Annotated in this window: 22 protein-coding genes and 1 pseudogene; 8 read left to right on the top strand and 15 right to left on the bottom strand. The window is 73.9% G+C overall.

Annotated features, from left to right (window positions below):
- Window positions 1–50 precede the first annotated feature (50 nt).
- From AB0O53_RS18145 to AB0O53_RS18105, 9 genes are all read right to left on the bottom strand, one after another.
- The gene (locus tag AB0O53_RS18145; protein WP_030030746.1) at window positions 51–551 is read right to left on the bottom strand and encodes a hypothetical protein; all 501 of its coding nucleotides are present in this window, start codon (window positions 549–551) and stop codon (window positions 51–53) included.
- Window positions 552–627: 76 nt separating this feature from the next.
- Window positions 628–1389: a maleylpyruvate isomerase family mycothiol-dependent enzyme gene (locus AB0O53_RS18140; RefSeq protein WP_350993654.1), complete on the bottom strand. Its 762-nt coding sequence runs from the start codon at window positions 1387–1389 to the stop codon at window positions 628–630.
- Window positions 1390–1422: 33 nt separating this feature from the next.
- Window positions 1423–4278: an ATP-binding protein gene (locus AB0O53_RS18135; RefSeq protein WP_365196652.1), complete on the bottom strand. Its 2856-nt coding sequence runs from the start codon at window positions 4276–4278 to the stop codon at window positions 1423–1425.
- Between the two features lie 183 nt (window positions 4279–4461).
- On the bottom strand, window positions 4462–4878 hold the full coding sequence (locus AB0O53_RS18130; RefSeq protein ID WP_350993658.1) for an ACT domain-containing protein: 417 nt from the start codon (window positions 4876–4878) through the stop codon (window positions 4462–4464).
- Window positions 4879–4903: 25 nt separating this feature from the next.
- Window positions 4904–5515, bottom strand: coding sequence for a hypothetical protein (locus AB0O53_RS18125; protein WP_350993659.1), 612 nt, complete (start codon window positions 5513–5515; stop codon window positions 4904–4906).
- A gap of 148 nt (window positions 5516–5663) precedes the next feature.
- A complete protein-coding gene (locus tag AB0O53_RS18120; protein ID WP_373024377.1) occupies window positions 5664–5891 on the bottom strand; it encodes a DUF397 domain-containing protein in 228 nt (75 codons plus the stop codon).
- Between the two features lie 132 nt (window positions 5892–6023).
- Window positions 6024–7235 (bottom strand): thiolase family protein, encoded by a 1212-nt coding sequence (locus tag AB0O53_RS18115; protein WP_350993662.1) that lies wholly within the window; start codon window positions 7233–7235, stop codon window positions 6024–6026.
- Window positions 7232–8305, bottom strand: a complete 1074-nt coding sequence (locus AB0O53_RS18110; RefSeq protein ID WP_350993664.1) for a thiolase family protein — start codon at window positions 8303–8305, stop codon at window positions 7232–7234. The genes AB0O53_RS18115 and AB0O53_RS18110 overlap by 4 nt, the downstream gene beginning before the upstream one ends.
- Window positions 8305–9297 (bottom strand): Zn-ribbon domain-containing OB-fold protein, encoded by a 993-nt coding sequence (locus AB0O53_RS18105; protein WP_365196648.1) that lies wholly within the window; start codon window positions 9295–9297, stop codon window positions 8305–8307. The genes AB0O53_RS18110 and AB0O53_RS18105 overlap by 1 nt, the downstream gene beginning before the upstream one ends.
- Before the next feature lie 28 nt (window positions 9298–9325).
- On the opposite strand from AB0O53_RS18105, the pseudogene AB0O53_RS18100 reads away from it, so the two are divergent.
- Window positions 9326–9556: pseudogene (locus tag AB0O53_RS18100) on the top strand (pentapeptide repeat-containing protein); the annotation flags it as partial.
- Between the two features lie 51 nt (window positions 9557–9607).
- On the opposite strand, the gene AB0O53_RS18095 reads toward AB0O53_RS18100, so the two are convergent.
- Window positions 9608–10408 carry a crotonase/enoyl-CoA hydratase family protein gene (locus AB0O53_RS18095; protein ID WP_350993668.1) on the bottom strand — a complete coding sequence of 267 codons (801 nt, stop codon included), beginning with the start codon at window positions 10406–10408 and terminating at the stop codon, window positions 9608–9610.
- A gap of 188 nt (window positions 10409–10596) precedes the next feature.
- On the opposite strand from AB0O53_RS18095, the gene AB0O53_RS18090 reads away from it, so the two are divergent.
- Window positions 10597–12249 carry an acyl-CoA synthetase gene (locus AB0O53_RS18090; RefSeq protein ID WP_365196645.1) on the top strand — a complete coding sequence of 551 codons (1653 nt, stop codon included), beginning with the start codon at window positions 10597–10599 and terminating at the stop codon, window positions 12247–12249.
- Window positions 12250–12333: 84 nt separating this feature from the next.
- Here the strand turns inward: AB0O53_RS18090 and AB0O53_RS18085 are convergent, their stop codons facing one another.
- Window positions 12334–13182, bottom strand: coding sequence for an alpha/beta fold hydrolase (locus AB0O53_RS18085; protein WP_350993672.1), 849 nt, complete (start codon window positions 13180–13182; stop codon window positions 12334–12336).
- 116 nt (window positions 13183–13298) lie between these two features.
- On the opposite strand from AB0O53_RS18085, the gene paaK reads away from it, so the two are divergent.
- The 4 genes from paaK (at window position 13299) to AB0O53_RS18065 (ending at window position 16105) form a co-directional block, all read left to right on the top strand.
- Window positions 13299–14609, top strand: a complete 1311-nt coding sequence (gene paaK, locus AB0O53_RS18080) for a phenylacetate--CoA ligase PaaK (RefSeq protein WP_350993674.1) — start codon at window positions 13299–13301, stop codon at window positions 14607–14609.
- 78 nt (window positions 14610–14687) lie between these two features.
- Entirely contained in the window at window positions 14688–14840 is a 153-nt protein-coding gene (locus AB0O53_RS18075; RefSeq protein ID WP_350993676.1) for a hypothetical protein, read from the top strand.
- Window positions 14841–15078: 238 nt separating this feature from the next.
- Window positions 15079–15492, top strand: a complete 414-nt coding sequence (locus AB0O53_RS18070; protein WP_350993678.1) for a cytidine/deoxycytidylate deaminase family protein — start codon at window positions 15079–15081, stop codon at window positions 15490–15492.
- Window positions 15493–15568: 76 nt separating this feature from the next.
- Window positions 15569–16105, top strand: a complete 537-nt coding sequence (locus AB0O53_RS18065; protein WP_350993680.1) for a hypothetical protein — start codon at window positions 15569–15571, stop codon at window positions 16103–16105.
- Window positions 16106–16112: 7 nt separating this feature from the next.
- Here the strand turns inward: AB0O53_RS18065 and AB0O53_RS18060 are convergent, their stop codons facing one another.
- A complete protein-coding gene (locus tag AB0O53_RS18060; protein WP_350993682.1) occupies window positions 16113–17168 on the bottom strand; it encodes a phosphotransferase in 1056 nt (351 codons plus the stop codon).
- 60 nt (window positions 17169–17228) lie between these two features.
- Window positions 17229–17774, bottom strand: a complete 546-nt coding sequence (locus AB0O53_RS18055; protein ID WP_365196640.1) for a flavoprotein — start codon at window positions 17772–17774, stop codon at window positions 17229–17231.
- A 201-nt stretch (window positions 17775–17975) separates the two neighbouring features.
- Between AB0O53_RS18055 and AB0O53_RS18050 the strand changes: the two genes are divergently transcribed.
- Complete coding sequence (locus tag AB0O53_RS18050; RefSeq protein ID WP_350993686.1) at window positions 17976–18827, top strand: YhjD/YihY/BrkB family envelope integrity protein; 852 nt, start codon at window positions 17976–17978, stop codon at window positions 18825–18827.
- A 21-nt stretch (window positions 18828–18848) separates the two neighbouring features.
- On the opposite strand, the gene AB0O53_RS18045 is transcribed toward AB0O53_RS18050, so the two are convergent.
- On the bottom strand, window positions 18849–20402 hold the full coding sequence (locus tag AB0O53_RS18045) for a fatty acyl-CoA synthetase (protein ID WP_350993688.1): 1554 nt from the start codon (window positions 20400–20402) through the stop codon (window positions 18849–18851).
- 158 nt (window positions 20403–20560) lie between these two features.
- Here AB0O53_RS18045 and AB0O53_RS18040 point away from each other — a divergent pair, with 158 nt between their 5' ends.
- Window positions 20561–23041: a penicillin acylase family protein gene (locus tag AB0O53_RS18040; protein ID WP_350993690.1), complete on the top strand. Its 2481-nt coding sequence runs from the start codon at window positions 20561–20563 to the stop codon at window positions 23039–23041.
- A 74-nt stretch (window positions 23042–23115) separates the two neighbouring features.
- Here AB0O53_RS18040 and AB0O53_RS18035 read toward each other — a convergent pair whose 3' ends face one another.
- Window positions 23116–24219 (bottom strand): calcium:cation antiporter, encoded by a 1104-nt coding sequence (locus AB0O53_RS18035; RefSeq protein ID WP_350993692.1) that lies wholly within the window; start codon window positions 24217–24219, stop codon window positions 23116–23118.
- Window positions 24220–24272 lie beyond the last annotated feature (53 nt).

Genomic DNA, 24272 nt, shown 5'->3' with positions numbered 1-24272 from the left:
GGGTCGTCCCGGGGCGGCCCGTGGGGCCGGTCCGGGAGGCCCGGCGGGGGTCAGCCCTGCTGGAAGAGCTCGGCGGGGAGCGGCTTCAGGAGGGCGTAGAGGTCGTCGGTGATCGGGCGGTCCCAGCTGGCGATGGTGACCAGCACGTTGTCGCTGCGGTCGAACTGGACGCAGGAGATACGGGACTCCGACAGCTTGATCTTCCGGACGATGAGGAGGTTGTCGCCCTGCATGACGGGGCAGTCCTCGACGCCGGTGACCTCGACGTCCTCGTCGTTCTCCAGCGCGTCGAGGAGCTGGGCCACCTCGAAGGGGACCTGGCCGTCGGTGAGGTCCCGGGCCGGGGACCCCTCCGGGAGGTTGCCGATGATCATCGCGGGGCCGCGTCCGCCGAACAGGTCGTAGCGGAGGAAGACGCCCTGGCAGCTGCCGTCGGGCGCGGGCAGCAGCCCGGCCCCGAGATTGCCCGGCCAGTCCCCCGGGTCCATGGCCAGGACGTCGAAGTCCGGGCCGGCGGGTGTGGCGGCGCGGTGGCGGCGGAGGAAGGACATGCGGCCATGGTACGTGGCCGCGGGAGTTTTACGGTCCGGGGGCCCCTCATCCCGCGACGGTGTACGGGCCGGCCCGTCAGACGGGTGGGACCAGGGTGAACCAGTGTGGCAGCAGGCCGGTGTCGCCCGTGACGTGCAGGGCGGCCGGCGGGACGCGGCGCCACAGGAAGAGCGCCAGGTCCGAGGCGGGGCCGGCGGCCTCGACGGCGGCCGGCGCGGTGGAGCCGCTCTCCCGGAGCACCCGGTCACCCGAGAAGAGGACGGTCCAGGATTCCGGGCCGTCCGTACGCCGGAAGCGGTACCTCTCCCCCGTGCCCGGCGGTGCCTGCTTCCAGGTGCGCCGGGCCGGGGCCATGACGTCGACGGTCTGGGTGACGGCGTCCACCGCGACGACCGGGTCGAGGGGGCCGGGGGTACCGGTCGCGGATTCGGCGTCCCACCGGTGGACGGCCAGCTCGATCAGCTGCATCCGCAGCCAGAAGCCGGAGGTCCGCTCCGCCGACCAGGTCCACACGGGGGTGTCCGGCCCCAGCGCGCGGAACAGCTCCGCGAGCTCGCGGGCTCCCTGGGCGAACCAGTCGGTCAGTGCCTCCGGGTCGTCAGGGATCGCGGGGAGGGCGAGGTCGGCGGGGTCGGGCGGGGCCGTGAGCCGTTCGCGCAGGACGTGCGCGAGGTAGCGGTGCACGCCGCCGAGGTGGCGGACGAGGTCGGTGACCGTCCAGCCGGGGCACGAAGGGACCTGCGGCACCGGAGTGCCCCGGTCGTACGCACGGCGGACCGCCTTCTCGAAGGCGGCCGCCTCGGTCCGGAACAGGGGGATCCTGTCGATGTGGTCCATGGGGTCACCCTGCCCGCCGGGCGGGGGCCGCGATCACGTTGAGCTACGGGCGAACGCCTCCAGAGCGGCCCGGAGCCCGGACCGGTCGGTGCCGAGCTTGCGGCAGGCCGCGGAGAGCACCCAGTCCGGGCGTGCGGGCTCGGGTTCCTTCCCGGAGCGGACGGCCTGGTCCGCGGCCCGGATCTCCTCCTCGGTGACCCAGTCCACCCGGGGCGACCCGCCGGGCAGGGCGCCGCCCAGGCCCAGCAGGGTCTCGGTGGCCTCCTCCACCAGTGCGTCCGCGCCGCACTCCCGGGCCGTGACCACGGCCGCGGTGAGCAGGTCCGCGTCGCGCAGCCCGTAGCCGAGCGCGTTCAGGGCGCGGGCCAGTTCGTAGCCGGCCGGTGACGCCGAGAGCAGGGTGACCGCCTCTCGGAGCAGCTCGGTCCGGTCCTGGGGCGCGGCGACCTCCGCCGCCACCCTGAGGGCCTGGCCGATGGCGGAGGGGGCGCCGAAGGCCCTGGCCCGCCGGACGGTGTCGGCGGCGAGGGCGCGGGCCCGCTGCGGATCGTCCGCGGCGACGGCCCGCGCGAGGTGGAGCTGCCAGGGGCACCAGGCCGGGTTCTGGATCCCGCGCGGCGTCAGCCGTCGGTCCACCGCCTCCAGTTCGGCGACCGCCGCGCGCACCTCGCCGCGTGCGAGCAGCAGTTCGGCGTAGACGGTCTGCGAGTCGGGGAAGACCACGGCCGCGGGGAACGGGGCGCCGAACTCGTGCTCGCGTGCCAGCTCCCAGGCCTCGTCCACGCGACCGCGTGCGAGCAGCGTCGTGAGGAGGATCGCTATGGCGTACCAGTGGACGGGGGTGCGCCGGCCCACGCGTTCGGCGAGGTGCAGGCCGGACCGGGCCAGTTCCTCGGCCTCCACGAGCCGTCCGCGCCGGTAGCGGATGTAGGCGCGCAGGCTGTACGCGAAGGACAGGTGGGCTCCGCGCCAGCCCTGCCGCTCGAACTCGGCCGTACCCGCCTCGAACAGCTCCTCGGCCCGGCCGGGCCGGTCGGCGTACATGTGGACCATGGCGGCCAGCACCGGGACCTCGAAGCCGCGGTCCTCGTGGGCCCAGCTGAAGGGCTGCTCCAGCACCCGGCCGGCGTGGTGGAGCACCACGTCGACCGGTTCGCCGCGCAGGCAGGCGTCCCAGGCGCGCAGTGCGATGACGTACCGCTCGGTGAGGTCGCGGCCGGTGAGCCGGTCGGCGAGCCGGGTCAGGCGCCGGGAGCGGGCCGGGGAGTCGGTCTCGGCGGCGTTGAAGGCGTCCCACATGAACTGCTCGGACTGCAGGCGCAGTCGGGCCCGTACGTCCGGGGTCTGGGCGATCTCGCGCGCGAGGGACTCCGAGGCCTCGGCGAGGCGGTCGCTGTGGGCGAGGACCTGGGCGAGCCGGATGACGATGCCGTGACGCAGGGCGGGGTCGTCGAAGGGCTCGGCGAGGGCCGCCCGGAGGTGGTTGACGGTGTTGGCGGGCTCGGTCAGCAGGGAGGCGCAGCCCAGTTCGTACAGTACGGCGGCGCGTTCGTCGAAGTCGGGTGGCTCGCGCAGCGCGCGGGCGAGCTGGCGGCGGGCGGCGTCGGGGGCTCCGGCGCGGAGGTTCTCACCGGCCGCCTCGCGCAGGGTGCGCACGACCCAGGGGTCGTTCTCGGGGTGGGTCTCCAGGAGGTGGCGGGCGGCGGCGGAGGCGCCGAGGCCCGCGTCGACGACGGCCGCGGCGGCCTTGCCGTGCAGGGCGACGCGCAGCGCGTCGGGGATGGCGCGGTAGATGGCGGTGGCGATGAGGGGGTGGACGAACTCCAGCCCGTTCTCCGGTTCGTGGTGCGTCGCGGATCCGGCGGCCGACAGGATGCGGGCGTCCCGCAGGCGGGTGGTGGCACCGGCGGCCTCCTCGGTGCCGAGGGCGGCGACCCGGGCGGCGATGTCCTGCGGGATGGCGGTGCCGAGGACGGCGCAGGCCCAGGCGAAGCGGACGGTGGAGGGTCCGAGGCGTTCGAGGCGGGCGACGAGGCCGCTGCCGCGTTGGGCGGCGGCGAGGTCGGCCAGCTGCGGGGCGTTCTCCTGGACGGGCCGCAGGCCTCTGCCCCGGACCTTGGCGGTGAGCTCGACGGCCTCGAAGGGGTTGCCGGCGGTGACGGTCCAGGCCTCGTGGCAGAAGGCGTCGTCGGCATGGTCGCCGATGGCGTCGCGGACGAGTTCGGCGACGGCCGCCGGGGTGAGCGGGGCAAGGGACAGCGGGCGCTGTCCGGCCCGGCCGGGCAGTGTGCGGAAGGCGTCGGCGTGCGCGGGCAGTTCGTCGGGGCGGTAGGCGACGACGAGGAGCAGCGGGAGGTGTTCGGCACGCGGGGCGAAGGCGGCGAGCCAGCTCAGGGACTCGGGGTCGGCCCAGTGCGCGTCGTCGAGGACGAGGGCGACGGGGGCGCGTTTGACGACGAGGTGGGTGAGGACCCAGTCGAGGCCGTCGCGCAGGCCCTGGGGGTCGGGCGGGGCGCCCTGTTCGGGGGCGCAGAGCCCGAGGGCGGGGCCGACGATGGAGTACCAGCTCCCGAGGGCGGCGCGCAGTTCCTGTTCGGAGGTGCCGGCCAGTTGGGGCTGGATGAGCTGGCGAGCGACGTGGAAGGGCTGGCTCTGCTCCTGTTCGCCGCCGCGGGCGGCGAGGACGGTGCAGGAGCGGGCGTGGGCACGGCGGCGCAGCTCGGCGAGCAGGGTGGTCTTGCCGAGGCCGGCGGGCCCGGAGAAGGCCAGCAGCGCGCCGCCGGCGTCCGGCCCGGGACCGGTGAGCTGGTCCAGGGCCTCGTCGACGATGGCGAGTTCGGCATCGCGTTCGACCATGGTGCGCCGCATGCGCGTCCGGTGGTCCGTCATGGCTGGTACCCCCCAGGCCTGTTCCGGGAGATCAGCGTACGCCCGCGCACAGGGCGGCGGATCCCACTGTCGGAAAGAATCCGATCTTCTTTTCCGACGGGATGACGAGGGGGTTCCCGCGGGTTCTCGAAGGAGGTTTCGAGATGGTTCCGAGAGGTTTCCGGGAGGGTTCCGATGAGGCTCCTAAGCCGACCGGTCCTGTCCGGAACGTGCCGCGAGGTCTTCCAGGACGGCCACGGCCTCGGCGGCCCGGTCGGCGGCCACGAAGAGGTGGTCGTGGTGGTATCCGGCGATGACGTTGCAGCTCAGGCCGTGCGCGCCGAGCTCGGCGGCGAAGGCGGCGGTGAGTCCGACGGCGTCGAGCGCGGAGTGGATCCGCAGGGTGATCCAGCCGGCGGTGTAGTCGTAGGCGAGCCCGGCCGCGTCGGCGTCCTCCTGGCGCAGGACCAGGGTGAGGCCCTCGGCCTCCAGGACGGTGGCGACGGGCGCGGTCCCGGCGGGGACCGTGCCGCCGGGGACGGTGCAGAAGACGTATACGCCCTCGTTCAGCTCGGGCCGCATGCCGCTCAGCAGTTTGCTCAGGTCGCTCTCTCCGCTCATGCCACCACCCTACCGACCGGCCCGGTCAGTCCAGGGTGAGCTGGAAGTGGGCCGTCTCGCGGAACCCGGCGGTCGGCGGTGTCACCTCCACGGTGACCGGGACGCCCTTCGCGCTCGGCCTGACGCGGACCGGGACGGTGCGCTTGCGGTCCGCGCCCAGCGGCGGCACGAGGGCGGCGGCGGACTCGTCCTCGTTCAGCCAGTTCAGGCTGTACCCGGAGCCGCTGTCGTCGAGCGACCGGCCGGCGCGTACGGCCAGGGGGGCGCTGCCGCGGTACGAGGACACGGCGGAGGCGGCCGAGGCGCCGCCGGGGCGGAGCTCTTCGTCGGTGTCGTTGTCGTAGGTCACGGTGAGGCTGTAGGCGCCGTCGGGCTCCGCGCGCGGGCGGCTGACGGTGATCTTCAGGCCGTCCTCGTACCGGGCGGTCGCGCCCGGGCCGAGGGGGTCCGCCACGGATCCGGACGGGCCGCTCTGCTCCAGCTGGCCGTAGCCGTCGAGGCCCTTCTCGAACTCGGCCAGCGCCCAGGCACCGAGAGCGGCCAGGCCGAGGAGGCAGAGCGCGGCGACCGCGCAGCCCTTGAGCCACCGGGGCGTGTCCGCGGTCGGGGTGTCGGTGGGGGTCCGGTCGGTGTTCATGCGGATCACCGTAGGCAGCGGCGATCCCGCGGATCATGAGCAGGAGTACTCAACGGAGTACTCAACAGGGGTACTCAGGACCGTCCGAGCAGCCGTCCCCGCCCCGCCGGTTCCACCGCCCCGGCGGGGACGGGGCGGTGGCGCGCGGTCAGGTGAGGTCGAACTCCCCGCCCCGGGCGTTCCGTACGAACGTGTGCCACTCGTCCGGCGAGAAGATCAGGGAGGGGCTCTCGGGGCGCTCGCTGTTGCGCATCGCGATGAAGCCCTCGACGAAGGCGATCTGGACGTCACCCGCTCCCCGGCTGCTCGACTGCCAGTCGGCCCCGGTGAGATCGAGGTCCGGCTTCCCCCAGCCGGCGAGGGGTTGTGAAGTCATGCTCTCGGCCACGTGCGTGCTCCTCCCGGTACGTCGTCCGGGGGCCAGATTAGCCATCGCAGCGGGTGCCGCACAGGCCACGGTGAGTCACTCGTGACCGGTCCGGCACCCGGGCGGGGCGGAGGCTGCCGTTCAGGTGGTGGGTCGCTCCGCCCCCACCAGCCACATCGCGAAGAACTGCGCGCCGCCGCCGTACGCGTGGCCCATCGCCCGCCGGGCTCCCGGGACCTGGTGCTCCCCGGCCCCGCCGCGCACCTGGAGGGCGGCCTCGGCGAAGCGGATCATGCCGGACGCGCCGATCGGATTGGTGGACAGCACGCCGCCGGACGGGTTGACCGGAAGGTCGCCGTCGATCTCGGTGACACCGGCCTCGGTGAGCTTCCAGCCCTCGCCCTCCTCGGCGAAGCCCAGGTTCTCCAGCCACATCGGCTCGTACCAGGAGAACGGCACGTACATCTCGACCGCGTCGATCTCCCGGCGCGGGTCGGTGATCCCGGCCTGGCGGTAGACGTCGGCCGCGCAGTCCTTGCCCGCCTGCGGGGAGACGAAGTCCTTGCCCGCGAAGAGGGTGGGCTCGCTGCGCATCGCCCCGCCGTGCACCCAGGCGGGCGGATTCGGCGAACGGGCCGCGCCCGCCCGGTCGGTGAGGACCATGGCGCAGGCGCCGTCGGAGGACGGGCAGGTCTCGGAGTAGCGGATCGGGTCCCACAGCATCGGTGAGGCCTGGACCTTCTCCAGGGTGATGTCGTGCTCGTGCAGGTGCGCGTACGGGTTCTTCAGCGCGTTGCGGCGGTCCTTGTACGCCACCAGCGAGCCGACGCCGTCCGGCGCGCCGGTGCGCCGCATGTACGCGCGCACGTGCGGGGCGAAGAAGCCGCCGGCGCCGGCGAGCAGCGGCTGCTGGAAGGGGACGGGGAGCGAGAGCCCCCACATGGCGTTCGATTCGGACTGCTTCTCGAAGGCGAGGGTGAGGACGGTGCGGTGGACGCGGGCGGCCACGAGGTTGGCGGCGACGAGCGCCGTGGACCCGCCGACCGAGCCGGCCGTGTGCACGCGCAGCATCGGCTTGCCGACGGCTCCGAGCGCGTCCGCCAGGTACAGCTCCGGCATCATCACGCCCTCGAAGAAGTCGGGGGCCTTGCCGATCACGACCGCGTCGATGTCCGCCCAGGTCAGTTCGGCGTCGGCGAGGGCGCGCGCGGCGGCCTCGCGGACCAGTCCGGCGATGGAGACGTCGTGGCGGGCGGCGACGTGCTTGGTCTGGCCGATGCCGACGACGGCGACCGGCTCCTTGCCCGTCGCGCCGGGTGAGCCGGCGGCGCCGGAGGTTCCGGAAGTGCTCATGCGCGGTCCCCTTCCAGGACGGCGACCAGGTTCTGCTGGAGGCAGGGGCCGGAGGTGGCGTGGGCGACGGCCCGGTCGGACGCGCCGCGGTGGATGCGGGCGGCCGCCTCGCCGATGCGGATCAGGCCGGCGGCCATCATCGGGTTGGCGGCGAGCGCCCCGCCGGACGGGTTGACGGCGACGCCGTCGCCGAGCCCGAGGGCCTTGCGCAGGACCACCTCCTGGGAGGAGAAGGGCGCGTGCAGTTCCGCCGTGTCCACGGGGGCGTCGAAGAGGCCGGCGTGCTGCGCCGCGGTCCGGGTGGACGGGGAGTCGGTGAGGTCGCGCAGGCCCAGGCCGTGCGCCTCGATGCGGTGGTCGATCCCGGTGATCCAGGCGGGGCGGGCGCACAGCGCTCGCGCGACGTCGCCGGCGGCCAGGACGACGGCGGCCACCCCGTCGCCGACGGGCGGGCAGTCGCCGGTCCGCAGCGGTCGGACCTGGTAATCGCCCTGCGGGAGGGCGCCGCGCAGCTGGGCGTGCGGGTTGGACACGGCGTCGGCGCGGCTGCGCGCGGCGACGGCGGCCAGGGCGGGCTCGTCGGTCTCGCCGGCGTCGATCAGGGCCTGGGCCTGGAGGGCGGCCAGGGCCACCGAGTCGGGCCAGAGCGGGGCGAGGTAGTAGGGGTCGAGCTGGCGGGTGAGCACGTCGCGCACGGACCCGGGCGAGGACTTCCCGTACGAGTAGACGAGCGCGGTGTCCGCCTCGCCGGTCTGGATCTTGACCCAGGCCTCGTAGAGGGCCCAGGCCCCGTCCATCTCGACGTGGGACTCGGAGATCGGCGGCCAGGCGCCGACCCCGTCGAGGGTCATGGTGAAGGAGAAGGCGCGGCCCGCGAGGTAGTCGCTGGAGCCGGAGCAGGTGAAGCCGATCTCGCCGGCCTTCAGTCCGGTGGCGGCCAGCACCTCGTGCAGGACCGGCATGACCATCTCGACTTCGCTGAGTTCGTCGGTGCGGCGCAGGTGGTCGCTCTGCGCGAAGGCGACGACGGCCACGTCGCGTGCGTACCTGCTCGTCCTGGGCCCGGTCATCAGATGAGCTCCTTGTACGCGTCGTAGTCCGCGTCCGGTTCCCCGGTGGGGCGGTAGTGGTCGGGGTAGCGGCCGCCGTCGGTCCAGACGGGCTCGACGCGCAGGCCCATGCGGACCTGGTCGTAGGGGATGCCGCCGATCCGGCCGTGGAGGGCGAGGCCGGCCCCGTCGAGGGCGATGTGGGCGTAGACGTAGGGGACTTCGATGTCGAGGTTCTTGGCCTTGATGTTGACGATGCAGAAGGTGGTGACGGTGCCCGCGGGTCCGACCTCGACCCGGTCGGTGGTGGCGACCCCGCAGGTGGGGCAGGCGCCGCGCGGCGGGACGTACACCTTGTGGCAGGAGGGGCAGCGCTCGCCGACGGTCCGCCGCTCGGAGAGGGCGTTGATGTAGGCGGTCTGGGCGCGGCCCGGGCTGTAGGTGTAGTCGAGGCGGGCCTCGGCGACGATGCCGGTGACGGGGTCCTCGAAGACGCCGTCGTGCGGGGCGGGCCCGGCCTCGGGCGCGGGGGCGTCGAGGGCGTCGGGAGCGTCGAGGGCGTCGTCGTGCGGCTCGAAGCAGGCGATGTCGGTGATGGCGCCCGTGCGTTCGGCGGCCCAGCGGACGCGGACGCGCATGCCGGTGCGCACGGCGTCGGGGCCGGGGGCGTCGAGGGCGTGCAGCAGGGCGGTGTCCGCGCCGTCGAGCTTGACCAGCGCCCAGGCGAAGGGGGTGCCGAGGGGCTGGTTCGGACGGGGCCGGCCGTTCCAGGCCCAGGTGGTGACGGTGCCGGTGGGGGCGACTTCGACGAGGTCGCGGATCTCCTCGGAGGTGACGGGGTCGTACTCGACGGGCGGGACCACCACGCGGCCGTCCGAGGTCTGCACGCCGAGGACGACGCTCTCGCGCAGGCCGGTGAGGAAGGCGCTCTGGACGGGTCCGAGGGACCGGGTGAAGGGGAACTCGACGACGAGAGGCGCGCGGAGCACCTCCGGCGGGGAGGCTGCTGTCATGGTGGCTCTCCGATGCGGTTGATTCCGGGTGCGGGCGGGATCCGGCGGCCCGGCCGCGGGCTCCGGGGCCCGGCTCCCGTCCTACGGGTGGGCCTTGCGGTGTCGCCGACGCGTGCGGCGGGGACCGGGCGGGGCCGCGTCCCGGTGGGCGGATCCGCCCGCCTGCGGGGCGCGGCGCGGCGCGGCTCCGGGGGGCGCGGCGCGACTCCGGGGGGCGCGGCTCCGGGGGGCGCGGCTCCGGGGGGCGCGGCTCCGGGGGGCGGCGGGTTCCGGGGGCGGCGCGGCTCCGTGGGGCACGGCTTCGGGGCGGCTACTCCCGGCGGTACACCGCGGGCCGCTTCTCCGCGAAGGCCCGTGCCCCCTCCTTCGCGTCGGCCGTGTCGAAGATCGGCCATCCCCGCAGGAGTTCCGACGCCAGCCCCTCCCGCTCCGTGAGTCCCGCGGTCTCGTAGACCGACGCCTTGACCGCCTCGACCGCCAGCGGCCCGCACGCGTTGATCTGCTCGGCGATCTCCAGGGCCGCGTCCAGCGCCGTACCGTCCGGGACGACCCGGCCCACGAGCCCGATCCGGGCCGCCTCCCCGGCCGAGTACGGGCGTCCGGTCAGCAGCATCTCCAGGGCGTGCGTGCGCGGGATCTGGCGGGGCAGCCGCACCGTGGAACCGCCGATGGGGAAGAGGCCGCGCTTGACCTCGAAGAGCCCGAAGGTGGCGCCCTCGGCGGCCACCCGGATGTCGGTGCCCTGGAGGATCTCGGTGCCGCCGGCCACGCAGTAGCCCTCCACCGCCGCGATCACCGGTTTGCGCGGCCGGTGGTGCCGGAGCATCGCCTTCCAGTGCAGGTCGGGGTCGGCCTTGAGGCGGTCGCGGTACTGGTCGCCGGCCATGCCCTTGCCGGCGAGCGCCTTGAGGTCCATGCCGGCGCAGAAGTCGCCGCCCGCGCCGGTCAGGACCACGGAGCGGATCTCGTGGTCGGCGTCCGCCTCCAGCCAGCCGTCGTACAGCCCCACCAGCAGCGGCAGCGAGAGCGCGTTCTTCGCCTCGGGCCTGTTCATGGTGAGCACCAGCGTGGCGCCGCGGCGTTCCACGGTCAGGTGTTCCGTCCCACCCATTGCCGTCCTCCCGTCTCAAGACCTAGAACAGGTTGCAGTAGGGGAGGGTGCAGTTCAAGAGTTTTCTGACACCCAGTCAGATTTCTTGGGCGGTGCCCTTCCCAGTTGCCGGCCACGGCGCTCTAATGACCGCCTGAGCAGCCGGCCGCGGGGGCCAGTCATCGCGAACAACGGGGTCAGGAGGAACGGTGGAGTACAACCTTGCCGACCTGTTCGAGTCGGTCGTGGACGTGGTCCCGGACCGCGAGGCCCTCGTCTACGTGGACCACCCCGGGACGGGCGCGGAGCGCCGCCTCACGTACGCGGAGCTGGACGCGGCGGCGAACCGGATCGCACACCACCTGCTGGACAGCGGTCTGACGGCGGGCGAGCACCTGGGCCTGCACCTCTACAACGGGATCGAGTACCTGCAGACCGTCCTGGCCTGTCTGAAGGCCCGGCTGGTCCCGGTGAACGTCAACTACCGCTACGTGGAGGAGGAGCTGGTCTACCTCTACAACGACGCCGATCTCGCGGCGCTCGTCTTCGAGGGCGAGTTCACCGAACGCGTGGCGGCCGCGCTGCCGAAGACGCCGAGGCTGCGGCACCTGATCCGGGTCGGCGAAGCGCCCGACGGGGCGCCCGAACCGTCGATCGCCCCGGTCGCGTACGCGGACGCGGAGGCGGCCGGATCACCCGGGCGCGGGTTCCCGCCGCGCAGCGCCGACGACCTGTTCATCATCTACACCGGCGGGACCACCGGCATGCCCAAGGGCGTGATGTGGCGGGCGGAGGACCTCTTCTTCGCGGGGCTCTTCGGCGGCGAGCCCTCGGGGGAGCCGGTGAAGCGGCCGGAGGAACTGGCGGAGCGGGTGGCGGCGCGCGGCGCCGGGCTGACCTTCTTCCCCGCTCCTCCTCTGATGCACGGGACGTCGACGCTGACCTCGTTCATCGCCTTCAACTACGGCCAGCGGGTGGTCATCCACCGCAAGTACGCGCCCGAGGAGGTGCTGCGCACGATCGAGAAGGAGAAGGTGTCGAGCGTGTCGCTGGTCGGCGACGCGATGCTCAGGCCGCTCATCGACGCCCTGAACGGTCCGCTGAAGGGCACCGACCTGTCGTCGCTGTTCAGCGTCTCCTCGTCCGGGGCCATCATGTCCGAGACGGTGCGCGCCGAGTTCCAGAGGCTGGTGCCGAACGTCCTGCTCCTGAACAACTTCGGGTCCTCCGAGTCCGGCTCCAACGGCCGGGCCACGGACGACTCCGGCCCGGAGAAGGGCTTCCGCCTGGAGGTCAACGACCGTACGCAGGTGGTGGACCCGGTGACGCACGAGCCGGTGGCGGTCGGCGAGCCCGGGCGCCTCGCGCAGCGCGGCCACGTACCGCTCGGCTACTACAACGACCCGGAGAAGACCGCCGACACCTTCTTCCAGAAGGGCGGGGAGCGCTGGGTGCTCCTCGGTGACATGGCGACCGTCGACGAGCAGGGCATCGTCACGGTGCTGGGCCGCGGCTCGCAGTGCATCAACACCGGCGGCGAGAAGGTCTATCCGGAAGAGGTCGAACAGGCGCTGAAGTCGCACCCCGACGTGTACGACGCCCTGGTGGCCGGGGTCCCGGACCCGACCTGGGGCAGCCACGTGGCCGCGGTGGTCCAGGTGCGCCCGGGAGCCGAGGAGCCGACCCTGGACGAGATCCAGAGCCACTGCCGCACCAGGCTCGCGGGCTACAAGATCCCGCGACAGCTCGTCATCGCGCCGGCCATACAGCGGTCGCCCAGCGGCAAGGCGGACTACCGCTGGGCGAAGACGGTCGCGACGGAGGCGGACGGCGGCGGCGCGGGCGCCCCTGCCGCGCGCTGAGCGGACCGGCGGGTCCGGTGCGGGGCCTGTGCGGGGCTGTGGCGCACGTGGGGCGCGGCCGCGCACCGGGCCCGCCCGCCCGCGTCAGGCCCCGGTGGCCAGGAAGCGCCCGATACGCCCCGCGAAGCCGGCGGGGTCGTCCAGCCAGGGGAAGTGCGCGGCGGCCGGCTGGACGTGGAGGATCCCGGCGGGGAACGCCGTCGCGATCCGCTCGGCGAGGGCGGGCGGCGGGTTGCCGTCCAGTGCGCCCGCGAGGACCAGCACCTCCCCCGCGACCCGGCGCAGGGCGGCGCGGACGGCGGCCGGGTCGCAGGCACCGGGGCCGGCGAAGGCCGCGGCCGCCGCCTCGTTCTGCTCGTGCCCGCTCGCGGCGTGGTGCGCCTGTGCGGCAGCGTTCCAGCGTCCGTAGAAGAGGGGCACCGCGCGGTCCCATTCCTCGTCCGTGTCGGCGCCGCCGAGGATGCGCGCGTACGCCTCCGCGGCCGTGTCGTACAGCTCGGTCCCGGCCCTGAGGCGGGCCGCCGCCAGCCGGTCCTCGGCGGTGCTCGCCAGGTCGAGGACCCAGGCGGTCGGGGTGACCAGCACGGTCCGGCCCAGCCGCTCGGGGTGGGCGGCCGCGTACAGCAGGGCGAGGTTGCCGCCGGCGGAGTGGGCCAGGACGTCCATGCGCTCCAGGCCCAGGTGGACGCGGAGCGCCTCGACGTCTGCGACCTGGCGGTCCGCGCGGTACGTCGCCGCGTCGGCCGGCACGGCGGACTCGCCGGTGCCGCGCAGGTCGAGCATGACCAGCGTACGGTCGGCCGCCAGCCCGCCGAGGTCGCCCAGATAGCGGGAGGCGCGCATGGCGCCGCCCGGGAGGCACACCAGCGGCGGCCCTTCGCCCAGGGTGCGGTAGGCCAGTTCGGTTCCGTCGTACGTGGCGAAGATCGGCATGGAGGCCATCAGATCAGACGATCACTCGTTCGAGTCATTGATTTAACCTGCGGAGTCCTGGCAATCTACCGAATGATCGGTCGGGCTCTTGGGCCTTCTCACGACGAGGTGACGACATGGCGGCGCAGGCGGGATTCCACGACGAGGGCGAGCGGCTGGGCCGCGACGAGCTGGCCGCTCTCCAGCTCACGCGGCTGCGGGCCACCCTGCACCGCGCGTACGAGCGGGTGCCCTTCTACCGGCAGGCCTTCGACAAGGCCGGGGTGCATCCCGACGACTGCCGCTCCCTCGCCGACCTCGCCCTGTTCCCCCTGACCACCAAGGCCGATCTGCGCGACCAGTACCCCTTCGGGATGTTCGCGGTGCCGCGTTCCGAGGTGCGCCGCATCCACGCCTCCAGCGGCACCACCGGGCGTCCGACCGTCGTCGGATACACCGACGGAGACCTCTCCACCTGGTCCGACGTCGTGGCCCGGTCGATACGTGCGGCGGGCGGCCGGCCCGGCCAGATCGTCCACATCGCCTACGGCTACGGCCTGTTCACGGGGGGCCTGGGCGCACACTACGGCGCCGAGCGCCTCGGCTGCACGGTCGTGCCCGCCTCGGGCGGGATGACGGACCGCCAGGTCCGGCTCATCGAGGACTTCCGGCCGGAGGTCATCATGGTGACCCCCTCCTACATGCTGACCCTGCTGGACGAGATGGAGCGCCAGGGCATCGATCCGCGCGCCACCTCGCTGCGGACGGGGATCTTCGGCGCGGAGCCGTGGACCGAGGAGATGCGTCGGGAGATCGAGGAGCGCCTCGACATGGACGCGGTCGACATCTACGGCCTGTCGGAGGTCATCGGACCCGGAGTGGCGCAGGAGTGCGTCGAGACCAAGGACGGCCTGCACATCTGGGAGGACCACTTCTATCCCGAGGTGGTGGACCCCCTGACGGGTGCGGTGCTGCCGGAGGGCGAGCTCGGCGAGCTGGTGTTCACCTCCCTCACCAAGGAGGCCATGCCGGTGATCCGGTACCGCACGCGGGACCTGACGCGGCTGCTCCCCGGTACGGCCCGGCCCGCGTTCCGCCGGATGGAGAAGATCACGGGCCGCAGCGACGACATGATCATCCTGCGCGGGGTGAACCTGTACCCGACCCAGATCGAGGAGATCCTCCTGCGGACGCCCGGGCTGGCACCGCACTTCCAGCTGCGGCTGGCCCGCGAGGGCAGGATGGACACCCTGACGGTCCGGGTGGAGGCCCGCCGGGAGTCGGACCCCGCCCTGCGGGAGGCCGCGGCGGCCGGCGTGGTCCAGGCGGTGAAGGCGGGGATCGGTGTGTCCGTCCGGGTCGAGGTGGTCGACCCGGAGACCCTGGAGCGCTCGGTGGGCAAGATCAAGAGGCTCGTGGACCTCCGCACCTCGGGCCCCGGCCGGTAACAGGGCTCGCACAGCCGCCCCGCGGCGGCCCTGCCCGCCCCCACCGGCTGCGCGGACCCCGATGCCGACCACGCGGGCATGAGCGACGAGGGCCGGCCCACGCCCGCCCGCACGGTCGTCAAGGACACCGACCGCGAGGCCGGGTTGCCGGCGCCCGACGCGGTCGGCAACGGCACCGTCCAGTCGGGATCATGGCCGTACACCCACGTCGAGTGCCCCGACCCGGCCTAGGCCGTCTCTTTCGGATCTTGCCGGGCCCGCGCTGCCCGGCACCGCACCTCATCCCCCAGACTCCGTCCGGGGGGACCCCCAGGTTGTCGGGGCTCCCGAGTACGCCCAGTACGCGAGGAGCTCCTCCGCCTTGCGATGCACGGCACCGGACAACGCGGGCTCGGCCGACAAGATCCGAAGGAGACGGCCTCGCCCTGACCCCGGGCCGGCACCCGAAGAAGCGGAGAAGGCGCAGAAGATGACCATCCCGACCCACCCCGTCGACCGCGAACTGATCGAGGCCGCGGCCGATGTCGCCCGTACCCGCTGCCGGGGCGACAACCACACCATGGCCGCCGCGGCCCGCGCCCGGGACGGCCGCATCATCACCGCGGTGAACGCCTACCACTTCACCGGCGGACCGTGCGCCGAGCTGGTCCTCATCGGCACGGCGGCCGCCCAGGGGGCCTACGCGCTGGAGACGATCGTCGCCGTGGGCGACCGCGACCGCGGGATCGTCCCCCCGTGCGGCCGGTGCCGCCAGGTCCTCCTGGACTACTTCCCGGCCATCGAGGTCATCGTCGCCACCGGCGACGGCACCCGAGCCGTCCCCATCACCACCCTGCTGCCAGAGAGCTACGTCTGGACCGACCACCAACTCGACACGCAATAGGCCCGTTTCCGGCGGCGAGCACGGGGCGGGCCGCCCCGTCGGAGGGGCGGATTTCGGGCACGGCCATAATCTCGCCATGAACATGCTTGCCCTGCGGGCAGTCTTGGCGGCCCTGCTCCTGGGAACCAGCCTGAGCGGGTGTTCCTTCCTTCCCCACTTCGACACGTGCGAGGGCACCGAGGCGGCCGTGGCCGAACTCGACCGGCTTCCCGCGCTGGACCTGCATCCGGAGGGGGCCGTCGCCGTCGACGGCGATCCGTGGTCCGGGGCCCACTGCGTCGACGACACCGCGGGCGCCTGGCTCACCGCCGACCGGTTCTACGCGTACGGCGGGACCAGGAGGGAAGTGGCGGAGTACTACGGCCGGGAGGCGTCGGCAGCGGGATGGCGGCCGGTGAACAGCCTCGACAAGGGACTCGGCCTCGGGTTCGTCGTGTTCTGCTTCGAATCGGCCGACCGGCCGAGCATCACCCTCGGCTTCACCTCGCCCGAGCAGCTCCAGGATTTCCACGGGGTGCAACCGCACCCGGCGGAGCTGCTCGGCGTGGAGGCCGAGACCTTGTACACCTGGTCCGCCGAGGCACGACCCGACGGTTCACGCATGGACTGCTGACGGGGGCTCACCAGGGGAGGGCGTCGTGCGCGGGCAGCGGGCGCAGGCCCGACCAGCGTCGGAGCAGGCCGCCGGCCATGGCGGAGCTGAGCCGGCCGAGGGCGTGGAGGTGGTCGTGGTCGCGGGTCATGTCGGCGACCACGCCCAGCCGGTGGACGAGCCGCTCGCGGGCGGAGACGTAGCCCCACTCGAAGTCTTCCGTCGGCACCCGGGCGAACTGGTCGGCCGTGCCGCGGTGGGCACGTTCGACGAGCGCGTCGCCTTGGATCAGCCAGCCCGCGCACGCGTCCGCGAGGTCACCGGGCACGTCCGTGCCGGTGAGGCCGCGCCAAGTGGCCCGGTAGACGTCCTCGACCTCCGCGAGCGGGGCGGCGGTGACCGACATCGCACACCAGCAGGTGGGGAAGCCGATGCGGAAGTAGGCGAGTTCGACCAGGCCGTTGCCGAGCGAGGCCCGCTCGAAGTCGACGAAGCGGACACCGTCGGCGGTGTGCAGGTCGTTGCCGGGGCAGGGATCGCCGTGCAGCAGCGCATGGTGCGGGGTGGGGTCCAACCGCTCCAGGATGCCTGCGAGTTCATCGGGGACCGCGGACGGTACGGGCACGTCGAGCGCCCTGGCCAGGGCGAGGAAGGACTCCGCGTCGGCGGCCGTGGGCCCCGACCAGAGCGGTAGTGCGCCCGCGTCGGCGGGACCGGTCCGGGCGTGCAGCCGGGCCAGGGACTCGGCGTACCCCGGCATCCAGTCGGCCGTCCTGCCGAGGTCGTCCAGGTGTTCCAGGACCATCACGCGCGCGGACGGGTCCGCGGCGAGCAGGGCGGGGGCCACCGAGGGCCCCGGCCCCCGCCCGGCCAGGCGCAGCCCGGCGACCTCCCGTGCGAAGCGCGTGTCGGCATCGGCGCTCGTGTCCCCGGCGTCGGTGACCTGCTTGACGATCACCGGCCGGCTGTCGGCCGGCCGCACCCGCCACACGCGTGAGCGAGGGCTGCTGTCGAGGAGTTCGGCCTGCTCGGCGGTGCCCACGGTGGACAGCAGCACGTCATGGAACGGATCGCGGTTCGACATGCCGCCGAGGGTAGCCCCGGCTCGCACGCACGAGCGAGCGCGTTCTGCCCCGCCGACCGCCTAGAAGTCCGCTCGGGCCGGGTCGTCCACGGCGTCCAGGGCGCGGGCCCAGGGATACGGCTGCGCGCCGCCCTGGCCCGGCGGGTGCGGGGTGAACCCGTCCTCGCCGTACAGCACCCGGACGCCCGCGCCGCGCAGGACGGCGATGCTCTGCTCGAACTGCGGGTGCCGTACGAACGCCGTGTTCACGCACGGCATGACGGCCAGCGGGGTGCCCTTTCCGATGGCCTCGGCCGCCACGCCGACGACGAACCGGTCGGTGAGTCCGAGCGCCCAGGCGTTGATCGTGTTGAAGGTGGCCGGGGCGACGAGGACCGCGTCGGCCACGGGCCACACGTCCGGGTCGGCCGGCTGCTTGTACCGGCTGCGGACCGGGTGCCCGGTGAGCGCGGCCAGGCCGTCGGTGCCCTCCGCGAGCCACTGGGCGGCCGTGGGGGTCAGGCCGAGGCACACGTCCCAGCCGCGGGCCTGCGCGTCCTCGATCACACGGGCGACGTCGAAGACCGGTGGGGCTGCCGAACAGAGGAGGTACAGGGTGCTCGTCATGCGCCACAGTTGACCAGACGGCGGGGGCGGCGCGTCACGGGGGGCCCGCGGGACCAGGAGCGGACAGGGGTACCGGCACTCCCCTGGCCGAGCCCCTGACCTCCCGGGCGGCACCGGAGCCGGCAGTCGAAACCACCCCTTCGGGCCCATTTCGGTCCGGCTCCCGGGAGCCGGCGGGCCCGTCCGGGTAGTGCATGAGGCGTGACCTCGACCCTCCGGCGGCTCCACGACCGGCTCCAGGGCTCCTACGTCGGGCTGGCCTGGAGCCGGGGCCGGGAGATGGAGCTGATGCACCGGGCGATGGGCTTCGCGGCCCTCGGATTCCTCACCCTGGTGCCCCTGCTGGTGGTCGTGGCCGCCGCCGCGCCCGGCAGCGGCTCGGGGTTCGGCCGCTGGCTCGGCCAGGCCCTCGGGGTGACGGCGTCCTCGCTGACGAGGATCGAGATGGTGTTCGGCGCCGCGGACACGGCCCTGGAGCGGACCACCGCCTTCGGACTGGCCGCGCTCGCCGTGTTCGGCCTGACCTTCGGCTCGGCCGTGCAGACCGGGTACGAGAAGGTGTGGGACCTGCCGACCGCCCGCTGGCACACCATGTGGCGGCACGTCGTGTGGCTCGCCATGCTGGTCTGCTACCTCGCGCTGCTCGTGGTGATCCCCGCACCGTCGCACGACGCCTTCGGCACGGTCCTCGGCACGCTCGGCGACCTCTTCGGCACCTGCCTGTTCTTCGTCGCCTCGCAGCGCCTGCTGCTCGGCGGCCGGGTCCGCTGGCGGGCCCTCGTCCCGGGGGCGGTGGCGACCAGCATCGGGCTGCTGGGGCTGCGGATCTTCTCGCAGCTGGTGTTCTCCCCGCTGATCGCGTCCAACGCCGTGACCTACGGCCCCTTCGGGACGCTGCTGGTCGTCCAGTCCTGGCTGGTCGGCGTCGGCTTCGTGGTCTACGGCGGCGCGCTCGTCGGCCGCCTCGTGCACGAGCACCTCACCCTGCGCCGGCTGCGCCGCAGCGGCCTCCTGCCCTGGGACGACGCCCGCCACAGCCCGGAACCGGACTGACCGCGCGCCGCCGTACGGGGGTCAGCGGCCCGGCGCTCCGAAGCGGTCCCGCAGCTCCCGCTTGAGGATCTTGCCGCTGGCGTTGCGCGGGAGCGCGTCCACGAACAGCACCCGCTTCGGGGCCTTGAAGTGGGCCAGCCTGTCGCGGGCGTGGGCCATCAGCTCCGCCTCGGTCACCCCGCCGCGCGGCACCACCACCGCCGTGACCGCCTCGATCCACCGCTCGTCGGGCAGGCCGACCACCGCCGCCTCGGCCACGCCCGGATGGGTGTACAGCACGTCCTCCACCTGCCGCGGGGCGACCAGCACCCCGCCCGAGTTGATGACGTCCTTCACCCGGTCCACGACCGTGAAGTAGCCCTCCGCGTCCCGCACCGCGAGGTCGCCCGAGCGGAACCAGCCGTCCCGGAAGGCCTTCCCGGTCGCCCCTGGGTCGTTCCAGTAGCCGAGGCAGAGCTGTGGTGAGCGGTAGACCACCTCGCCCGCGGTGCCGTCCGGCACGTCCTGGCCGTCCTCGTCGACGACCTTCGCCTCCACGTGGCGCACCGGCCTCCCGCACGACTCCATCCGCCCCTCGTGCTCCCGGGGGCCGAGCACCGTGGCCAGCGGGCCGATCTCGCTCTGGCCGAAGCAGTTGTAGAAGGCGAGCCCCGGCAGCCGCTCGCGCAGCCGTTCCAGGACCGGGACCGGCATGATCGAGGCCCCGTAGTACGCCTTCCGGAGTCCGCCCAGTTCGCGCCCCGCGAACTGCGGGTGTCCCGCCAGGCCGATCCACACCGTCGGCGGGGCGAAGAGGCTGTCCGCCTCGCCGGCCTCGACGAGGTCGAAGACCTGCTCGGCGACCGGCGCGTCCAGGATGGTGTTGCGGGCGCCCACCGCCAGGTACGGCAGCAGGAAGACGTGCATCTGCGCCGAGTGGTAGAGCGGCAGCGAGTGCACCGGCCGGTCCTCCTCGGCCAGGTCCAGCGCCGCGATCGCGCTCTCGTACTCGTGGGCGAGGGCCCGGTGGGTCATCATCGCGCCCTTGGGCAGGGCGGTGGTCCCGGAGGTGTAGAGGAGCTGCACCAGGCGGTCCGGGTCGCGGTCGCCCTCCGGTCGCGGCCCGAAGGGGAGCGGCTCGGCCAGGGCGGCCAGGAAGGAGTCGGGGGCGTCGCGCAGGGCCCGTACGGGATACCCGGCGGGGACCCGCCCGGCCAGGGCGGGGTCGGCGAGGACGAGGGCGCTCCCGGAGTCGCCCAGGATGTGCGCGAGGTCCTCGCCGGTGAGGTTCTGGTTGACCGGGACATGGACGAGGCCGGCCCGGGCGCAGGCGAGGAAGGCCAGCAGGTAGGCGTCGCAGTTGTGGGCGAAGGTGGCGACCCGGTCACCGCCTTCGAGCCCGTACCGCTCCCGCAGGAGGGCGGCCCCGGTGGTGACGGCCGCGTCGAGTTCCGCGTACGTCCAGCTCCGCCCGGCGTAGCGGACGGCGAGGCGGTCGGGGACCCGGCGGGCGCTGTCGCGCACCAGTCCGTCGACCGTGCCGTCCCGGACGGCGCCCGCCGCCGGCCCTGCCTGCCCCGCTCGCGCTGACGTCATGGGCGTGATCCTCGCCGCCGGGAGGCCCGGGGTCAATGACCGGATACCGAGCGGGATGTTGACAGGGCGCCGGTGCGGCTGAATGAGTGTGGGGGCACGTCAGGCACCCCCTGCCCATCGGGTAACCACGGCCGTTCTCAGGCCACTTGGGAGGTACGTTGCACCGCAGAACGCGTTCGACGCTCCGTCGCGCCGCCCTCGCCGGGGCGGCCCTGCTCGCCGCGACGGCCGCCGTCCCGCCGGCCGTCGCCGAGGCCCGGGCCGCGCCCGACGGGCTCACACCGGCCGGCGGCGGCCTGTCCGCCGTCATCCGCTACACGGAGAACGGCATACCGCACATACTCGGCCGCGACCACGCACAGGTCGGCTTCGGTACCGGCTGGGCCCAGGCGGCGGACCAGGTCTGCGTCCTCGCGGACGGGTTCGTGACGGTGTCGGGCGAGCGCTCCCGCTGGTTCGGGCAGGACGCCCCGACGGACGGCTCGCTCTCCTCCGTCACCCGCAACCTCTCCAGCGACCTGTACTTCAAGGGCGTCCGGGAATCGGGCACCGTGGAGAGGCTGCTGGCGACGCCCGCCCCGGCCGGCCCCAGCAAGGACCTCAAGGAGCTGATGCGCGGCTGGGCCGCCGGCTACAACGCCTGGCTCGCCCAGAACAAGGTCACCGACCCGGCCTGCAAGGGCGCGGGCTGGCTCCGCCCGGTGACGACGGTCGACGTGGCCGCCCGCGGCTTCGCGATCGCGGTCCTCGGCGGCGAGGGGCGCGGCATCGACGGCATCACGGGCGCCCGGCCGCCGGCCCCCGCCCCGGCCGACGGCACCCGCGCGGCAGCCCCGCGCGGGGCCGACCGGCGCGAAGCCGAACCGCGGGAGGCCGATCCGGCCGCCGCGGCGCAGGCGGCGCGGGAGTTCTTCGACACGAGCCGGTACGACATGGGCTCCAACGCGGTGGCGTTCGCCGGGTCCACGACGGCGAGCGGCCGCGGCCTGCTGCTCGGCAACCCGCACTATCCGTGGCAGGGCGGGCGCCGCTTCTGGCAGTCGCAGCAGACCATCCCGGGCGAGCTGAACGTGTCGGGCGGCTCGCTGCTCGGCATGCCGGCGATCAGCATCGGCTTCAACGAGAAGGTGGCCTGGAGCCACACGGTGGCGACCGGCACCCCGGTCAACCTGCACGAGCTGACCCTCGACCCGGCGGATCCGACCGCCTACCTCGTCGACGGCGTCTCCCAGAAGATGACCCGGCGGACCGTCACCGTGCCCGTGGCGGGCGGCGATCCGGTCACCGGCACCCAGTGGTGGACCCGCTACGGCCCGGTGGTCACGAACCTCGGCGCCGGCCTGCCGCTGCCCTGGACCACCCGGTCGGCGTACGCGCTGAACGACCCCAACGCCTCGAACCTGCGCGGCTCCGACACCGCGCTCGCCCTGGGCAAGGCCCGCTCGGTCGCCGGGATCCGGCAGGCCCTGGCCCGCACGCAGGGACTGCCCTGGGTCAACACGGTGGCCGCGGACTCGGCGGGCGGGACGCTCTTCACCCAGACCCAGGTGCTCCCCCGGATCACGGACGAGCTCGCCGCCCGCTGCTCCACCCCGCTGGGGCGCGCCGTGTACCCGGCCTCGGGGCTGGCGGTGCTGGACGGCGCGCGCGGCGACTGCGCTCTCGGCTCGGACCCGGACGCGGTGCAGCCGGGCGTGTTCGGCCCTGGGAAGGCGCCGACGCTGCGCGACGCCCCGTACGCCGAGAACTCCAACGACAGCGCCTGGCTGGCCAATGCGGACCGGCCGCTGACGGGCTACGAGCGGATCTGGGGCAACGTCTCCACGCCGCGCTCGCTGCGGACCCGCGGGGCGGTCGAGGACGTATCCGCGATGGCCGGGAAGGGCCGGCTGACCGTGGCCGACCTGGAGAAGCTCCAGTTCGCGAACCGGGCGCCGGCCGGTGACCTGGCCGCGGCGGACGCGGCCCGGGCCTGCTCCGCCCTGCCCGGCGGCACGGCCACGGCGGCCGACGGCTCGGTGGTGGACGTCTCCGCGGCGTGCGCGGTGCTGGCGCGCTGGGACCGTACGACGGACGCCGGCAGCCGCGGCGCACTGCTGTTCGACCGGTTCTGGCGCAGGCTGACGGCGTCGACCCCGGCCGCGGACCTGTGGCTGGTGCCGTTCTCGGCCGCCGACCCGGTCCGTACGCCGCATACGCTCAACCGGGCGGCGCCCGGCATCGGGCGGGCGCTCGCGGACACGGTGGCGGAGCTGAGGGCGGCCGGGATCGCGCTGGACGCACCGCTGGGCGAGCACCAGTTCGTGGTCCGGGGCGGCCGGAAGCTGCCGGTCGGCGGCGGTACGGAGGCGCTCGGCGTCTGGAACAAGGTCGAGGCGCGGTGGAACGCGGCGGCCGGCGGCTATCCGGACGTCGCGAACGGCTCCAGCCACATCCAGGCGGTCGGCTGGGACGGCAGCTCCTGCCCGGTGGCGCGCACCCTGCTGACGTACGGCCAGTCCTCGGACCCGGGCTCGCCGCACTCCGCGGACCAGACCCGGCTGTTCTCCGAAGAGCGCTGGGTCCGGGCGCGTTTCTGCGAGCGGGACATCCTCACCTCGCCGCGGCTGAAGGTGGTCCTGGTCCGCGAGCGGCGCTGACCGGGGCCGCGTACCTCTTCCTCGCCCCGGCCCGCGCCCCTCACGGGCTCACGCCCTTCAGGGGCTCACGCGGCTCACGGGCTGACGGCCAGGAAGAGGTACGCGGCCAGCACCACGATGTGCACCCCGCCCTGGAGCAGCGTGGCGCGGCCGGGGGCGAGGGTGAGCGCGCTGACGACCACGGTCAGGGCGAGCAGCACCATGTGGACGGGGCCGAGGCCGAGCGTGAGCGGGCCGGAGAGCCAGATGGAGGCCAGCGCGATCGCCGGGATGGTCAGGCCGATGCTGGCGATGGCGGACCCGTAGGCGAGGTTGAGGCTGGTCTGCACGCGGTCGCGGCGGGCGGCGCGGACGGCGGCGAGGGTCTCGGGCAGCAGGACGAGCAGGGCGATGATCACACCGACGACCGCCTGGGGCAGGCCTGCCTTGGCCACGGCGGACTCGATGGTCGGGGAGACCGCCTTGGCGTCGCCGACCACCGCGACGAGGGCGACCAGCAGCAGGCCGAGGCTGAGCAGGGCGGCGCGGGAGGTGGGCGGCGCCGCGTGGTCGTCCTGCGGGTCCGCGTCCCGGCCGGTGTCCACGGGCAGGAAGTAGTTCCGGTGGCGGACCGTCTGGACGGCGATGAACAGCCCGTACAGGGCGAGCGAGGCGACGGCGGCGAAGGTCAGCTGCCCGGTGGAGAACTCCGGGCCGGGCTTGCTTGTGGTGAAGGTCGGCAGGACCAGGCTGAGGGTGGCGAGGGTGGCGACGGTGGCGAGGGCCGCACCGGAGCCCTCGGGGTTGAAGACGGCGATCCGGTTGCGCAGGGCGCCGACGAGCAGGGAGACGCCGACGATGCCGTTGCAGGTGATCATGACGGCGGCGAAGACGGTGTCCCGGGCGAGGGAGGCGGACTTGTCCCCGCCGTCGGCCATCAGGGTGACGATGAGGGCCACTTCGATGACGGTGACGGCGACGGCGAGGATGAGGGAGCCGAAGGGTTCGCCCACCCGGTGGGCGACGACCTCGGCGTGGTGGACGGCCGCCAGGACGGCACCGGCCAGGCAGAGCGCGACGAGCACCACGGCGAAGCCGGGTAGCTCCCTGCCCCAGCTGAACACGAGCGCGACCAGCGCCACCACGGGGACCAGGACGGTCCAGTCGGTCAGGGGGGATCTGCGCTTCGTCGTACCCATATCGTCAAACTTGCCAGAAGTGTCCCTCCGGTGCGTCGCACGGCGCGCTCCGT

Source organism: Streptomyces erythrochromogenes (assembly GCF_040684695.1).
GTDB classification, from domain to species: domain Bacteria; phylum Actinomycetota; class Actinomycetes; order Streptomycetales; family Streptomycetaceae; genus Streptomyces; species Streptomyces erythrochromogenes_C.
Note: the sequence above shows the minus strand (reverse complement) of the source record. Positions and strands in the feature narration are given on the sequence as shown.